Origin of the sequence: Streptococcus sp. LPB0220 (assembly GCF_008727815.1) — a bacterium.
Taxonomy (GTDB): Bacteria; Bacillota; Bacilli; order Lactobacillales; family Streptococcaceae; genus Streptococcus.
The window spans coordinates 1,412,540-1,427,914 of sequence record NZ_CP044230.1 but is presented as its reverse complement, the minus strand read 5'-3'; the positions used below and the strand labels follow the sequence as shown (position 1 = coordinate 1,427,914).

The window sequence follows — 15,375 nt, the reverse complement described above, 5'->3', positions numbered from 1 at the left end:
CCTTTTCAATACAATAGAACTACAGAAAAGGAGGCGGACATGAACTATATTGAGTTTGCTGAAAATGAGCGTCTGTCCACGATTGTCCTTGGGATGATGCGGATCAGTCAGATGAGTGAAGATGAGGTGGAGGCCTTGGTGGAGGCGGCCTTGTCGATTGGGATCAACACTTTTGATCTAGCAGATATCTATGGCGATGGCCAGTGTGAGGTCCTCCTGGGTAAGGTTCTCAAGCGTCGTCCGGATCTTCGGGACCAGATGTGGATCCAGTCCAAGTGCGGGATTCGCAAAGACGGCTTTACCTATTTTGACTTTTCTAAGGACTATATTTTGGACTCCGTCGACGGCATCCTCGAGCGTCTGCAGATCGAGCGCTTGGATAGTCTTCTCCTTCACCGACCGGATGCCCTCATGGAGCCTGAAGAAGTGGCGGCAGCTTTTGATCACTTGGAGCAAGCTGGCAAGGTCCGTCATTTTGGGGTGTCCAATCAAAATCCCATGATGATGGAATTGCTTAAGACGGCTGTCAAACAACCTCTCAAGGTCAACCAGTTGCAGTTGAGTGCAGCCTTTACACCGAGCTTTGAAGCTGGTTTTCATGTCAACATGGAAGGCCCTAAAGCAGCCGTGCGAGATGGCAGTGTCTTTGAGTATTGTCGCTTAACTGATACGGTGATTCAAGCTTGGTCTGTCCTCCAGCATGGCTATTTCAAGGGGAATTTTGTCGGCAAAGAAGAGTTTGCGGCTCTCAATCATGTCCTTACTGACTTGGCGAAGAAATATCAAGTTACACCGACAGCTATCGCCCTTGCTTGGGTCCTTCGCTATCCGGGTAAGATGCAGGCTGTCATCGGAACGACCAAGCCCCAGCATGTCCTTGAAGCAGGGAAAGCAGCAGAGGTGAATTTGACGCGCAAGGAATGGTACCAAATCTACTTAGCGGCGGGAAATGATTTGCCTTAGAATCTTGTTAGTAAACCAGATTCCACTCTTATCGGTGGACTGGTTTTTTGTTTTGTAGTATTCAGATTTATCTTGACAAGTCTTTCTATTTTATGGTATCCTTATATGCAACAAGTGTTGCGCAACGAATGTTGCGCGAAAGGAGTCTTATGCCACCAAAGGTTAAATTCAGTAAAGAGGCTATCATTGGGACAGCTTTACAATTGGTGAGAGAAGAGGGCATGGCTAGCTTGACAGCTCGAGCATTAGCGGAGAAGCTGGGAGCCACACCGAGAGTCATTTTTGGGCAATTTGCCAATATGGCTGAGTTACAAGCAGAGGTTATTGCTGCGGCGGAGATGGTCGTGGTGGAGTATATTCGCAAGGCCTTAGAAGATGAAAAGCCTTTTCGATCTGTCGGGGTTGCTTATATCCTTTTCGCCTCAAAAGAGCCCCAACTCTTTCAATTGCTTTTCCAAAATCCTAGCAAAGATCCGATTCGTCGCTTTCAAGATTTTCTTCCCATGAAGGATCATAGTTACCAATTGGTTCTGGATTCGATTGTTGCAGACTATCCTTTGACTGTAGAAGAGGCTAGTCGCTTGTACCAGCATCTATTTATCTACTCACACGGGATGGCCTCAATGGTTGCTTCTGGTATTTACCAGTTCAGCATGGAAGAAGTGATTGGATTACTGACAGAGGTTTGTCAATCTCTCATCAAAGAAATGGTAGGAAAGAAATGATTCAACTAGAAAATGTTCACAAAAGTTACGGCCAAACCAAGGTTTTAAAGGGGATTGATTTGCAGATTCAAGATCAGGATGATGTGGTTATCCTCGGTCCTTCTGGATCGGGGAAATCAACTCTCTTAAATGTGTTATCAGGCTTAGAAAAGGTAGACGAAGGGCATATTCTCATTCAAGGACAAGATTTATCACAACTCACGGATGCTCAATTGACAACTTTTAGACGGGAGAAGATTGCCTTTATTTTCCAGCAGTATTATCTATTGCCGAATCTAACGGTTAGACAAAATGTAAAGATGGGGGCAGACCTAGCAAACAATCATGATTTTTTGCAGATCATCGAGGATTTGGGGCTTGGCGATAAGCTGGACAAGTATCCGAGTGAATTGTCTGGTGGGGAACAGCAGAGAGTCTCCATTGCTCGGGCCTTGGCCAAAAAGCCAGAGATTCTTTTCTTAGATGAGCCGACGGGAGCCCTGGATGAAGAAACAGGGCGCAAGATTCTCGACTATATCTGGAAATTGAAGGAAAAGCTGGGCTTTACCCTCATCATGGTGACACACAACCAAAATATTGCGGATATGGCAAGAACCATCATTCGTGTCAATAGTGGCAAGATTATCGAAGTTGTGACCAATGATCAGCCTCAGACTGCCTATGAGATTGGATGGTAAGCTATGTTTTCAGTAAAAGATATTCGAAAATTAGTTGTCGTTAGTATCATTGGAGTCTGTGCGGTCTTTGTGGCCAATCTCTTCTTGAATTTTTACTTGGACATCGAGCAATTAGAGATTTCGAAAACCAATCCCATGATTCAGACCTACTATGATGCCCAGGTTTCGCTTTCTTGGATGGTGGCCATGGTCAGTGGGGTCGTCTTGTCCTTGACGTCGGTCCTTCTCATGTGTTTTTATATCAAACAATTTGTCGATGACCATAAGGAACAATTAGGAATTTTAAAGGCCTTGGGCTACAGCAATGGCCAGTTGGCGAAACGATTTTGGGCTTTTGGACTCAGTTTTGGGGCTGGAGCCCTTCTTGGCTATTTCGCTTCTTTTCTTATGATGGGACATTTTTACGACTTCCGTAATGAGAAGGGGATCCTGCCAGAAATCACCATTCATTTTCATTGGCAGCTCTTGCTTGCTTTGGTGATCCTGCCAACGACCTTCTTTATGCTTCTCGCGATTGGATATGCTAGAAGACAACTACAAACGCCTGCGCTTCGCTTATTGAAAAAGTCTCCAAGTCCGATCAAGGTCCAAAGGAGAAAGCGAGCTCCTAAGAAAGAGAAAGACTTCCTAAAAGAGCTATCCTCGTCACTGATATGGGGGAGAAAATCGATCTTGTTTTTTGTGGTCTTTGGCTCCATGTGTTTTGCGGCCATGGTTCAATTGTCCTTTGGCTTAAGAGATTACACAGATGACATCATCCAAACCATGATGATCATGATCGGCTTGATCCTTTCTTTCTCGATACTCTTTTTGTCATTGGGGATTGTTGTCTCAGAAAGTCGCGAAACTTTAGCTTTTATGAAGGCATTTGGCTACACCGATCGTGAATGTCAAGGTCATATTCTCGCTCCCTATCGTTTTTGGGCTTATTTAGGATTTGTTCTTGGGACGGCTTATCAATATGGTATCATGGAAATCTTGATCGGTGTGATCAAAGATACGGTTCCTGAAAAGATTGAGCATCACTTTGATGGGAATGTGTGCTTCTGGACCTTGATTGGCTTTGCTGTGGTTTACGAAAGCCTCTTTTATCTATCCAACAGAAAACTCCAAAAACAAACCATCAAAGAAGTGCTCTTAGCTGAATAAATAGAAAAGAGAGTGGGACAGAAATTGGTAATTCGTTAGAATTCGATTTCGTCGTCCCACCTCCGCACAGTTGAGTAGGGCTGTAAAAGCTGATAAAATCAGCGTAGTAGAGCCCACTCAGCCACTGCGTCTTGCTCGACAATTCAAAAACAATTGAGAGGCTAGGACTTTTGTCCCAGCCTCTTTTGCACTAGATCAACAGAAAAACGGATGCTGTCTAAAAATCTTGCATTTTTTTGTAATTTAGGTTACAATGAAGACTATAAAAAACGCGTAATCCCTAGGGTCTTTCCCTCAGGGAATTTTGTGTGTTTTGACCTATTTTTCAGTGGAAAAAAGCTTTGCTTCTACCGCAGAAAAAAGTATGAAAAACTATGGAGGTAATAATGATTCGATCCTTAATTTCCGAGATCAAAGAATTCAAGAAGCCATCGATTTTGGCTTCCTTGTTCATGGTCTTTGAAGTCATGTTTGAGATTTCGATTCCCTTTGTCATGGCGAGTCTTTTGGACCAAGGTGTTCAACAAAGAAACATGAACAATATTTTGTTTTACGGTGGGCTCATGCTGGTCTGTGCCTTTTGCTCCCTCTTTTGTGGGATGCAGTCTGCCCGTTATGGCGCCTATGCATCGGCTGGTTTTGCTAAAAACCTTCGTCGGGCCATTTTCAAAAAGGTTCAAACCTTCTCATTTGAGAATATTGATCAGTTCTCATCAGGTGGGTTAGTCACTCGGATGATGACGGACGTAACCAATGTGCAAAATGCCTATCAAATGGTCATTCGGATCTGTGTACGGGCACCGCTCAATTTGATCTTTGCCATTGTGGCTTGTTTCTTGATCAATCCAGAAATGGCCATGATCTTTGTCTATGTGACCATCTTTTTGGCAGCTGTCTTAAGCATCATCATGAAGATTGTGTATCCGCTCTTCACAGAAGTATTTGAAGCTTATGACAATCTCAACAACAGTATCCAAGAAAACATCACCAATATGCGGGTGGTCAAGTCTTACGTTAAGGAAGCAGATGAAACCGTTAAATTCAAGAAGGCTTCACGTTTGATTTATAACATGTTTATGAAGGCTATCCGTGTCGTTGTCTTGAGTAGCCCAGCTATGATGCTTTCCATGTATGCTTCTTTCCTTTTGATCTCTTGGATTGGGGCACATCTGATCGTTGGTGGCCAACTCTCTACTGGGAATTTGACCTCTATGTTTAGCTACACCATGACCATTCTCATGTCGCTCATGATGTTTATGATGATCTTTGTCATGCTGTCGATTTCTATGGCCTCTGTCGAGCGGATCAATGAAGTCTTAACGACCAAAACGACGATTGACTCTCCAGAAAATGGGATCAAAGAAGTCGCTGATGGATCCATCAACTTTGAGGATGTGACCTTTGCTTATACCGATGAAAATGGCGACAAGACCCATGTCTTACAAGGGATTAATCTTTCCATTCGTTCAGGGGAAGTGATTGGTATCTTGGGTGGAACAGGATCAGGGAAATCAAGCTTGGTTCAGTTGATTCCTCGTCTCTATGATGTTGAGTCTGGTCGAGTGACAGTAGCAGGCCACGATGTCAAAGAATACGATCTTGATTCCCTTCGTAAGCAAGTAGCCATGGTTCTTCAGACCAATGTCCTTTTCTCTGGTACGATTAAAGAAAATATGCGCTGGGGAAATAAAGATGCGACGGATGAAGAGATCATCGCAGCTTGTAAGATTGCCCAAGCCGATGAATTTATTCAAGATTTCAAAGAGGGTTATGACACTATGATTGAGCGTGGGGGATCCAATGTCTCTGGTGGTCAACGCCAGCGTCTCTGTATCGCGCGTGCCCTTCTCATGAATCCGAAGATCTTGATCTTGGATGATTCGACTTCGGCAGTCGATACCAAGACAGATAGTTTGATCCGTCAAGGATTGGCAACTAGCTTGAAAGACACTACCAAAATCATCATTGGTCAACGGATTTCCTCTATTCAAGATGCAGATCGCATCATTGTAATGAATGATGGCCAAATCGATGCGATCGGTCGTCACGAGGAATTGCTTGCGACCAATGCCATCTACCAAGAAGTATACGAAATGCAAACACAAGGGAAAGGAGAAGCAGATGAAAACTAAGAAAAAAGCAAATCTAGGCTCTATCCTTCGCCTGCTCGACTTCCTTTGGAAAAACTACAAGGTGTCCTTGATTGTTTCCTCTATCTTAATCATTCTATCGTCTCTTGCGACGGTCAATGTGACAGCTTCGATTCAGTCCCTGGTCGATGTCTATGTGGAGCCTATGCTAACGTCAAACAGCCATGATTTTGGACCGCTCTTGTCCTTCTTGACACGGGTTGGTTTGATCTGTTTGATCGGGGTACTTGCTAATTATGGCTTTACCTTGATTATGGCGACTGTTTCACAAGACTCACTTAGAAGTCTTCGAAATCAGTTGTTTGCTCGCATGCAAAAACTGCCGGTACGTTACTTTGACACCCACCAACATGGGGACATCATGTCTATCTATACCAATGATATTGATGCCCTTCGCCAAGCGATTGAACAATCCATTCCTCAACTTCTATCCTCAGCGATTACCATCCTTGGGGTAACGATTACCATGCTGACGGTTAGTCCGCTCTTGTTCTTGATTGTTCTTTTCATGGTCATCGTCATGGTCTTTATCATCAGGGATGTCTCTGGCAAGTCAGGTCGTTACTTCGGGGCCCAACAAAAGAACTTGGGGATTGAGAACGGCTTTATTGAAGAAATGATGTCTGGTCAAAAAGTGGTCAAGGCCTTTGTGCATGAAAGAGAAAGCATTGAGGATTTTGATCGGATCAATGACCAACTCTTTGAATCCTCTTACCAAGCCAACCGCTATGCCAATGTCCTCATGCCAATTCTTGGGAACTTGGGAAATGTTTCCTTTGTTCTAACAGCCTTGATCGGGGGACTCTTTGCGCTAAACGGCGTCGGTGGTTTAACCATTGGTGGTCTTATGGCCTTTCTGCAATTGAACCGTTCCTTCACAGGTCCGATTGCCCAGGTCTCTCAACAATTGAACTTTGTCCTTATGGCCTTGGCTGGTGGAGATCGTGTCTTTGATCTTTTGGATGAAGAAGAAGAAGTTGACCAAGGAAAAGTGACGTTGGTCAATTATGAACTGGTCGATGGAGAAATGGTCGAAACCGATCAGAAAACCAACAAATGGGCTTGGAAACACCCTCGTCCAAATGGGGATTACCAGCTTGTCAAGATGGTCGGAAATGTGGTCTTTGATGATGTTGATTTCTCTTATGATGGAAAAAAACAAATCCTTCATGGCATCAACTTGTATGCGGATAAGGGCCAAAAAGTGGCCTTTGTCGGAGCGACTGGTGCAGGAAAGACAACCATCACCAACTTGATCAACCGCTTCTATGACATCCAATCCGGAATGATTACTTATGATGGGATCGATATTAAATTGATTGAGAAAGATTCTCTGCGTCGTTCCCTCGGAATCGTTCTTCAAGATACCCACTTATTCACTGGTACGATTGCGGAAAACATCGCTTACGGCCGTGCTGATGCAACACGGGAAGAAATCCTTGAAGCGGCTCGGATTGCCAATGTGGATTCCTTTGTCAAGCACTTGGATCAGGGCTATGAGACAGTCTTGACAGATGATGGGGCTGGCCTATCAAATGGTCAACGACAATTGATCGCCATTGCCCGTGCAGCCCTTGCCAATGCGCCTGTCTTGATTCTGGACGAAGCGACATCTTCGATTGACTCACGGACAGAGAAGATGGTGCAAGAAGGGATGGACCGCTTGATGGAAGGTCGGACAGTCTTTGTTATCGCCCACCGTCTATCGACGATTGTCAATTCCGATGTCATCATGGTGATGGACCACGGACGTATCATCGAACGAGGCAACCATGCTTCCTTGATGGCAGAACGTGGCACCTATTACCGCTTGTACACCGGTGGACTTGAAATTGATTAATAATAAAAAAGCTTGAGCGTTGGCTCAGGCTTTTTTGGCTTATGGATAATGACTTCTTAGAAACTTTCCTTAGGTGAGTACGGACGTCAGCGAACTTCGAAGAAGTTCCATGACTAATTATTGAGCCCCTTCGCTCTTTAATTTCTGGGCTCAGGCTAAAACAGTTTCCCAAACTGTTTTACTCTCAAAATTCCTGAGTGCCTGAAACGTTATTGTTTCAGGCACTTTTCTCACAGCGGAAAGTCTCGAAAATAAATATTCATTCATCAGAAAGCTTGAGTTCACGCTCAGGCTTTTGCTTATTTCTCAAGTAATTCTTGGATCAAGTCTTCCATGGCAGCTGGTTCTGTTTTGGAGGAGAAGCGTTGGGCGACTTGGCCTTGTCGATCGATGACAAATTTTGCGAAGTTCCATTCGATGCGTTTGCCCAGTGGCCCAGCTGCTTGGCTTTTGAGCCAGTCATAAAGAGGAAGGGCTTCTTTACCATTGACCTTGGCTTTGGCGAATCGTGGGAAGGTGGTCTGGTAGTTGAGGCTGCAGAAGCTATTGATTTCTTCAGCAGTTCCTGGCGCCTGCCCCATGAATTGGTTGCAGGGGATGTCCAGGATTTCAAGCCCTTTTTCCTGGTAGCGCTGGTAGAGATCTTGCAGTCCTTGGTATTGCGGGGTCAAGCCACAGCCTGTTGCTGTATTGACTACGATGAGGACCTTACCTTGGTAGTGAGAAAGGGGAATCTCCTCCCCTTGCTGGTTTTCTAAAGAAAAATCATAAATGCTGGTCATAGGTGGTATCCTTTCTGTCTCTTCAGCTTTTATTGTAGCACAAATCTCCTAATATTGGGCCTAGAGGAGCATGACTTCTTGCTTTAGTCCCTCCTGTGAAAATGATATAATAAGAAGATAACAAGCTCTCAAGAAAATGCCAAAAGGAGAACGGATCGGATGAAATTACTCTATACGGATGTTCGGACCCCCTTGACCCAGGTCCTGACACAAGAAGCCGTAGGGTTAGTAGAACAGGGCAAGCGTGTGTTTTACATTGCGCCCAACTCTCTTTCCTTTGAAAAAGAAGCCAAGGTCTTGTCCTATTTAGAAGGTCAGGCTTCTTTTGCCATTACCGTCACGCGCTTTGCGCAAATGGCCCGTTATTTCATCCTGAATCAGGTTTTTGAGGAGCAACCCTTGGATGATATCGGTCTCGGCATGCTATTTTTTAAAGCTCTGTCCCAGATGAAGGAGCAGGATCTTAAAGTTTACGGGGCTCTGCGCAAGGATCCTCAGTTTATCCAGCAATTGGTCCAGCTCTATCATGAATTGCAGACAGCCCAGATGGATTTTACAGATTTGGAGTTGCTCGAGGAAGCTGAAAAAAGAGAGGACCTCTTGGCGATTTTTGAAGCGGTCTCTGAGATGCTGATCAAGCATCAGTATGAATCCCAGTCCAAGATGGCCTTTTTCCTCAATCAGGTCGAAGCAGGGCACTTAGAGGAGCAATTACAGGATGTAGCGATCGTCGTCGATGGCTTCACGCGTTTTTCTGCGGAAGAAGAGGCCTTGATTGGTCTCCTTCACCGAAAAGGAGTAGAGATTGTCATCGGGGTCTATGCCAGTGAAAAAGCTTATCGGGCAAGTTTTAGAGAGGGCAATCTTTACCAGGCCAGTGTTGACTTTCTCCTCCAGCTAGCAAAGACTTTTGAGGTACAGCCACAGTATTGTGGGCAAGCGATCGAAGACTCTTTTAGTCGTATTACCCGCATGTTAGAAGCGCGATACGATTTTTCACAAGTGGAAAATGAGCTGGAGGACCAAGATCGAACAGCTATCCAACTCTGGCAAACCAATACGCAAAAAGAAGAGTTGGAATTTGTTGCCAAATCCATCCGTCAGCGTCTTCATGATGGGGCACGCTATCGGGATATTCGGGTCTTGCTAGGCGATGTAGAAGCTTATCAACTGCAACTCAAGACCATTTTTGACCAGTATCAGATCCCCTTTTATTTGGGACGAAGTGAAGCTATGATTCACCATCCCTTGATTCAGGTCATTGAATCGCTAGGGCGGATCAAGCAGATCAATTACCAGACAGAAGACGTCATCAACTTGTTAAAAACGGGTCTGTATAGTGATCTGACGCAAGAAGAAGTCGATGCTTTTGAGCAATACCTTCGCTTTTCGGAAATTAAAGGTGCTACAAAATTTCATAAGCCTTTTACCAGCAATCGTCAGGGTAAGTTCAATCTGGAAGAGCTCAATACTCTCCGGGAACGCGTCGTCGAACCTCTAGTCCCTTTCTTTTCACAGCGCAAACAAAAGGTGACCCATCTCTTAACCGCCTTTACAGAATTTCTGCAAGGGGCTCAACTTTCTCAGAATCTACAAGCTTTTATCAAGGATCTAGCCTTGGAGGAGCAGGAGCGCTATGACCAGGTCTGGAAGGCCTTTCTCCATGTCTTAGAGGAGTTGAATCTGGTCTTTGAGGACCAAGAGGTGACCGTAGATGACTTTTTGGCCCTCCTCTTATCGGGGATGCAATTATCTCAATACCGGACAGTTCCTGCTACTGTCGATGCGGTGACGGTTCAGTCCTATGACTTGATTGAACCCTTGACAGCGCCTTATGTCTACGCGATCGGGCTGACCCAGGAGCGTTTTCCAAAAATTGCTCAGAACACCTCTCTGCTCAGTGAAGAAGAGCGCCAGCAGCTCAATGAGGCCACCCAAGAAGGAGCAGAACTCCAGGTGGTGACCAGCGAAAATCTCAAGAAAAATCGCTTTGTGGCAGTTTCGCTCCTCAATGCGGCGACCAACCAACTGGTCCTATCGGCCCCTAGTTTGGTCAATGAAATGGAAGATAGTGTCTCTCCTTACCTTGTCGAATTGACCAAGAAACCTATTGCCATCGAGTGGACGACCAAACAAGCCCAAGCCTCGAGTGATGATATCGGGACCTACCGAGCCCTTTTAGCGCGCGTAATCGAACTCCATCAAGAGGAGATCACGAGTGAGCTGTCTCCTGAAGAAGCCAGCTTTTGGGGTGTGGCCGTACGGGTCTTGCGCAAAAAATTAGCCGCTGAAGGCATTCAGATTCCTCAGATTTCAACGGAATTAAAGAGTCGTCAGCTTCAGTCGGATACGCTTCAAGCGCTCTATCCAGAGGGCAAAGCCTTGACCTTATCCGCTTCTGCCTTGAATGAATACTACAAGCACCAGTATGCCTTTTATCTGCGCTATGTCTTGGGCTTACAAGAGGATGAAACCATCCGGCCAGATGCTCGCAGTCATGGGAATTTCTTGCACCGGATCTTTGAAAGAGTTTTAAAAGACAGCTCCGATCAAGCGTTTGATCGGCGTTTAAACGAGGCGATTCGAGAAACCAGCCGAGAAGCAGAGTTCCAGCAATTGTATGGAGAAAGTGGAGAGACCGAGTTTATTCGTCAGTTGCTTCTTGATACCGCGAAAAAGACAGGGCGTGTCCTCGCCCAGCAAAATGGGATCGAGACCATCGGTGAGGAGACCCTCTTTGGCGGAAGCGCCCATACCTCTTATCCATTGTCCGATGGCCGTCTCCTGCAGCTACGTGGCAAGGTGGACCGGATTGATCAATTGAGGGATCGGGGAGCCCTCGGAGTCGTGGACTACAAGTCCAGTCTGACGCAGTTCCACTATGACAAGTTCTTTAATGGCCTGAATTCTCAATTGCCGACCTATCTCTCTGCGATTCAGGATTTGGAGGAATACCAAGAGGAGCAGGGGATTTTCGGGGCCATGTATTTGGAAATGGGAGATCCTGTAGTGGATCTGAAAAAGACCAAGACAGTAGAGGATGCCATTAACCAAACCATGAAAAGTCAACAGTACAAGGGACTCTTTATGGCAGATCAGGCGCCTTATCTGGGCGAGGCCTATGATAAAAACAAGGCCATGATGCTGAGTAAGGAAGAACTGGACTTGCTCCTCTTGTACAACGCTTATCTCTATAAAACAGCAGCAGAAGGGATTCTCAAGGGACAATTTGCCATCAATCCCTATAGTGAAAATGGGCGCAATATCGCACCATTCGTGGAGCAGTTTAAATCTATCACAGGATTTGAAGCCGATCGTCACCTAGGTCAGGCACGGTTCTTGACCAAACTAGACCAAAAAGGCATACGCGGTGAAAAAGTGAAAGCCGCTTGGATCGAGAAGATGAAGGAGGTCTTGAACAAATGATCAAACAAGCATTTTTGACAAGAGAAGAAATCAAGGCCCTTCAGGCCCAAGAGGCAGCTTCTACCAAAGAGCAAAAGCGAACACGAGAACAGATCGATGCCATCTATAGTTCGGGGACCAATATCCTGGTGTCAGCCTCTGCTGGATCAGGAAAGACCTTTGTCATGGTGCAAAGGATTTTGGATCAGATGCAGCGTGGCATTTCGATTAAGGAGCTCTTTATCTCGACCTTTACGGTCAAGGCAGCAGGGGAGCTCAAGGAGCGTTTGGAAAGTGAACTTGGAAAAGCCCTGCAAGCGAGTGATGATCCAGAGCTCAAGCAACACCTGGCCCGTCAAATCGCAGATGTCGCCACCAGCGATATCGGAACCATGGATTCCTTTACCCAAAAGGTCCTAACGCGCTATGGCTATTTGCTTGGGTTGGCGCCTCAGTTTCGCATTTTACAAAATGCTAGTGAGCAGCGCCTCTTACAAAATGAAGTCTTTCAAGCTGTTTTTGACCGCTATTACCAGGGGGAAAATCAAGAGGCCTTTGTCCAGATGGTCAAGAATTTCACGGGACAGCGCAAAAATTTATCCTTGTTTAAAGAACAGATCTACCAGATCTATGACTTTCTTCAGTCGACCAGTGATCCGGAGAAATGGCTGGAAGAGCATTTCCTAAAAGGTTATGAAGAGACCGATTTTGACCAGGTGGAAGCTACTCTGATGGAGAGCATCCAGCAGGCCCTTTATGAGGCAGAGAGCTTTTTTGCCTTTCATTTGTCCAATGAAGGTCAAGCATTTGGCAAGGCCAAATATTTGGAAGCTGTCGAAGAGGTGCTCGATCAGATTGGAAGCCTGACAGGTCGCACCAATAAAGAGCAATTGACCTCTGTCCTAAAGGCGGTCGTGGCGATTAGTCGGGCTTCAAATGGGGGAGCCTTGACCAACAGAGCCCGAAAAGAAGAGTTGAAAGAGTTAGTCACGGCTTATAACCAGGATAAAACCATACATATCAACCGCCTCAGAGACTTGGAAAATCAGCTCTATCAGCTGGAATTTCAACAAGCCTACCACCAAGAAGAAGGCCCCATGCTCTCCTTGCTCCGGGACTTTATCAGAGACTTTTCTCACGCTTATCTGGAACGAAAAATCCAAGAAAAAGCTTATGAATTTGGGGATATCAGTCATTTTGCGATTCAAATTTTAGAGCAATTTCCAGAGGTGAGACAAGCCTATCAAGAGCGCTATCATGAGGTCATGGTCGATGAGTACCAGGATACCAACCACACCCAAGAGCGGATGTTGGATTTGCTGTCAAATGGCCACAATCGCTTCATGGTGGGAGATATCAAGCAATCCATTTATCGCTTCCGTCAGGCAGATCCACAGATTTTCAATGATAAATTTAAAGCCTACCAAGAAGAAGGGGCGAAAGGGCGGTTGATCCTCCTCAAGGAAAATTTCCGGAGTCATGTGGAGGTATTGGACGCGACCAATGATGTCTTTCGCCATTTGATGGACGAAGAGGTAGGAGAGATTGACTACAATCAAACCCACTATCTGGTCGCAGGAAGCGACAAGCAACGGATGGCCTTGCCACAACATCGGGCAGAATTTTTGCTCTATGATGGCTCCCAAGATCAGGAAGAAAAGACCGAAGACGAGGAAGCTCCCCTTGGAGTCGAGACGATTTCCAAGGGAGAAATTCTCCTAGTCATCAAAGAAATTTTACGTCTCCATCGGGTGGAAAAAGTGCCCTTTAAAGAGATCACGCTCTTGACTGCGTCTCGAACGCGAAATGATGCGATACTGGAAGCCTTTGACCTGTACCATATTCCGATTGTGGCAGATAGCGGACAGGCGCATTATCTTGAGTCACTGGAAGTGATGGTCATGCTGGATACCTTGCGGACCATTAACAATCCCTTGCATGATTATCCCTTGGTTGCTCTCATGAAATCACCCATGTTTGACTTTGATGAAGATGAGTTAGCACGGATTTCCTTGCAGACCCTTCCAGAACAAAAGCAAATGGCCTTCTACCACAAGGTCCAGTTAGCCCTTGAAAAGACTGCAGAGCATGCAAATTTGATTGATGCCAAGCTCCTAGCTAAAATCGAGAACTTCCTCAAGGTTTTATCTACTTGGCGGGCTGCTGCCAAGACCTCTTCGCTCTATGATTTGCTGTGGAAAATCTATGAGGATCGCTATTACTATGACTATGTCGGCGCTCTTCCAAATGGGGCCCAGCGCCAGGCCAACCTCTACGCTTTGACGCTTCGGGCCAATGATTATGAGAAGGCCAGCTTCAAGGGCTTGTCGCGCTTCATTGCTATGATCGACAAGGTGATCGAAAATGAACACGATTTGGCTAGCGTCCCTCTTGTAGCACCAAAAGATGCCGTCCAGCTCATGACCGTCCATAAGAGTAAGGGGCTGGAATTCAAGTATGTCTTTATTCTCAATATGGACAAGGCCTTTAACCGTAAGGATCAATCGGGGCTGATTATCCTCAGTCGCCAAAAAGGGATTGGCTTTAAATATGTTGCGAGTCTTCCGGTTGAGACAGAGAATCCAGCTACTCCAGAAACCATTCGCCTGCAGATCGAAACGCCTTGCTACCAACGCAATGTGGAAGAAACAAAATTGGCTACAATCTCTGAGCAGATGCGTCTTCTTTATGTCGCCATGACACGGGCTGAGCTCAAGCTCTATCTGGTCGGAAAAGGCCGAGAGGACAAACTGCGTGATACCGATTGGGGGACCAGTCGCAATGGCAAGCTAGATCCAGAGAAGCGAAAAGAATGGACCTCTTATCAGGACTGGCTCTTTGCCATTCAAGATGTGTTTACCAAGAATACTCTGGCCTATGACACGCGTTTTGTGACAGACGAAGACCTGACACCAGACCAGCTGGAACCGCTAGAGAAGGAGAAGGATTCCCGCCTGGATCAGCTCAAGGATGTCCGTCAGTCCGAGGATATTCGTCGGGCCTTGGATATCTTGGAAAATGTTGATCGGATCAATCAGTTCTATGCTCCGGCCATTCATTTGCCAAGTGTCCGTACCCCTAGTCAGATCAAGAAATTCTACGAGCCAGTCATGGATGCCAATGGCGTCCAGATTATGGATGCAAAGACTGTGACGCCTGACTTTGAGCTTCCAACTTTTGGTCAAGAAAAAGCCGTGACAGGAGCCCAAGTCGGTAGTGCTGTCCATGAACTCATGCAGCGCATGCCGCTTGAAGAAGAAATCACGTTGGATACACTGCGTCAAGCCTTGGAGCAAGTTCAAGCAGAGCCAGCGGTCAAAGCCCGCATCAAGCTAGAGGCCATCCTTGCTTTCTATGAGACACCTTTGGGTACCTTGCTTCAAAAAGAAGCCCCACGAGTCCGTCGCGAAGCTCCCTTTGCCATGCTGAAGAAAGATCCAGCCAGTGGAGAGGACTTCGTCGTGCGGGGGATCTTGGATGGTTACTTGGTGCTAGAAGATCGGATCCTGCTCTTTGACTACAAGACAGATCACTACAAGGTTCCTAGCCAATTGGTCGTACGCTACCGGGATCAGCTCGATCTCTATGCAGAAGCTCTTCGTCGTTCTTATGGCAAAGAGCAAGTAGAAAAATACCTCGTGCTTCTAGGTGGCCCCCATCTAGAAGTGGTGAAAGTGGAGTAAA

General features: G+C 46.0%; 9 protein-coding genes. 8 read left to right on the top strand and 1 reads right to left on the bottom strand.

Annotated elements, in window-relative coordinates; genetic code table 11:
• Positions 1 to 39: 39 nt before the first annotated feature.
• The 6 genes from LPB220_RS07455 (at position 40) to LPB220_RS07415 (ending at position 7,504) form a co-directional block, all read left to right on the top strand.
• A complete protein-coding gene (locus LPB220_RS07455) occupies positions 40 to 963 on the top strand; it encodes an aldo/keto reductase (RefSeq protein WP_150906349.1) in 924 nt (307 codons plus the stop codon).
• Positions 964 to 1,112: 149 nt separating this feature from the next.
• Positions 1,113 to 1,688, top strand: a complete 576-nt coding sequence (locus LPB220_RS07450; RefSeq protein ID WP_006597407.1) for a TetR/AcrR family transcriptional regulator — start codon at positions 1,113 to 1,115, stop codon at positions 1,686 to 1,688.
• Entirely contained in the window at positions 1,685 to 2,365 is a 681-nt protein-coding gene (locus LPB220_RS07445) for an ABC transporter ATP-binding protein (protein ID WP_150906348.1), read from the top strand. Before LPB220_RS07450 ends, LPB220_RS07445 begins: the two co-directional genes overlap by 4 nt.
• A 3-nt stretch (positions 2,366 to 2,368) precedes the next feature.
• A complete protein-coding gene (locus LPB220_RS07440) occupies positions 2,369 to 3,514 on the top strand; it encodes an FtsX-like permease family protein (RefSeq protein ID WP_150906347.1) in 1,146 nt (381 codons plus the stop codon).
• A gap of 386 nt (positions 3,515 to 3,900) precedes the next feature.
• Positions 3,901 to 5,646: an ABC transporter ATP-binding protein gene (locus LPB220_RS07420; RefSeq protein ID WP_150906346.1), complete on the top strand. Its 1,746-nt coding sequence runs from the start codon at positions 3,901 to 3,903 to the stop codon at positions 5,644 to 5,646.
• The gene (locus LPB220_RS07415) at positions 5,636 to 7,504 is read left to right on the top strand and encodes an ABC transporter ATP-binding protein (RefSeq protein WP_150906345.1); all 1,869 of its coding nucleotides are present in this window, start codon (positions 5,636 to 5,638) and stop codon (positions 7,502 to 7,504) included. The genes LPB220_RS07420 and LPB220_RS07415 overlap by 11 nt, the downstream gene beginning before the upstream one ends.
• A gap of 299 nt (positions 7,505 to 7,803) precedes the next feature.
• Here LPB220_RS07415 and LPB220_RS07410 read toward each other — a convergent pair whose 3' ends face one another.
• The gene (locus LPB220_RS07410; protein WP_150906344.1) at positions 7,804 to 8,286 is read right to left on the bottom strand and encodes a glutathione peroxidase; all 483 of its coding nucleotides are present in this window, start codon (positions 8,284 to 8,286) and stop codon (positions 7,804 to 7,806) included.
• Between the two features lie 159 nt (positions 8,287 to 8,445).
• Between LPB220_RS07410 and rexB the strand changes: the two genes are divergently transcribed.
• Positions 8,446 to 11,712 (top strand): ATP-dependent nuclease subunit B, encoded by a 3,267-nt coding sequence (rexB, locus tag LPB220_RS07405; protein WP_150906343.1) that lies wholly within the window; start codon positions 8,446 to 8,448, stop codon positions 11,710 to 11,712.
• Positions 11,709 to 15,374 carry a helicase-exonuclease AddAB subunit AddA gene (addA, locus tag LPB220_RS07400; protein WP_150906342.1) on the top strand — a complete coding sequence of 1,222 codons (3,666 nt, stop codon included), beginning with the start codon at positions 11,709 to 11,711 and terminating at the stop codon, positions 15,372 to 15,374. The genes rexB and addA overlap by 4 nt, the downstream gene beginning before the upstream one ends.
• The last annotated feature ends 1 nt before the right edge of the window (position 15,375 follow it).

Excerpts from the sequence above, each read along its gene's own strand:
- addA (WP_150906342.1), top strand. The coding sequence starts at position 11,709 with ATGATCAAACAAGCATTTTTGACAAGAGAAGAAATCAAGGCCCTTCAG.
- rexB (WP_150906343.1), top strand. The coding sequence starts at position 8,446 with ATGAAATTACTCTATACGGATGTTCGGACCCCCTTGACCCAGGTCCTG.
- LPB220_RS07450 (WP_006597407.1), top strand. The coding sequence starts at position 1,113 with ATGCCACCAAAGGTTAAATTCAGTAAAGAGGCTATCATTGGGACAGCT.
- LPB220_RS07420 (WP_150906346.1), top strand. The coding sequence starts at position 3,901 with ATGATTCGATCCTTAATTTCCGAGATCAAAGAATTCAAGAAGCCATCG.
- LPB220_RS07415 (WP_150906345.1), top strand. The coding sequence starts at position 5,636 with ATGAAAACTAAGAAAAAAGCAAATCTAGGCTCTATCCTTCGCCTGCTC.
- LPB220_RS07455 (WP_150906349.1), top strand. The coding sequence starts at position 40 with ATGAACTATATTGAGTTTGCTGAAAATGAGCGTCTGTCCACGATTGTC.
- LPB220_RS07410 (WP_150906344.1), bottom strand. The coding sequence starts at position 8,286 with ATGACCAGCATTTATGATTTTTCTTTAGAAAACCAGCAAGGGGAGGAG.
- LPB220_RS07440 (WP_150906347.1), top strand. The coding sequence starts at position 2,369 with ATGTTTTCAGTAAAAGATATTCGAAAATTAGTTGTCGTTAGTATCATT.
- LPB220_RS07445 (WP_150906348.1), top strand. The coding sequence starts at position 1,685 with ATGATTCAACTAGAAAATGTTCACAAAAGTTACGGCCAAACCAAGGTT.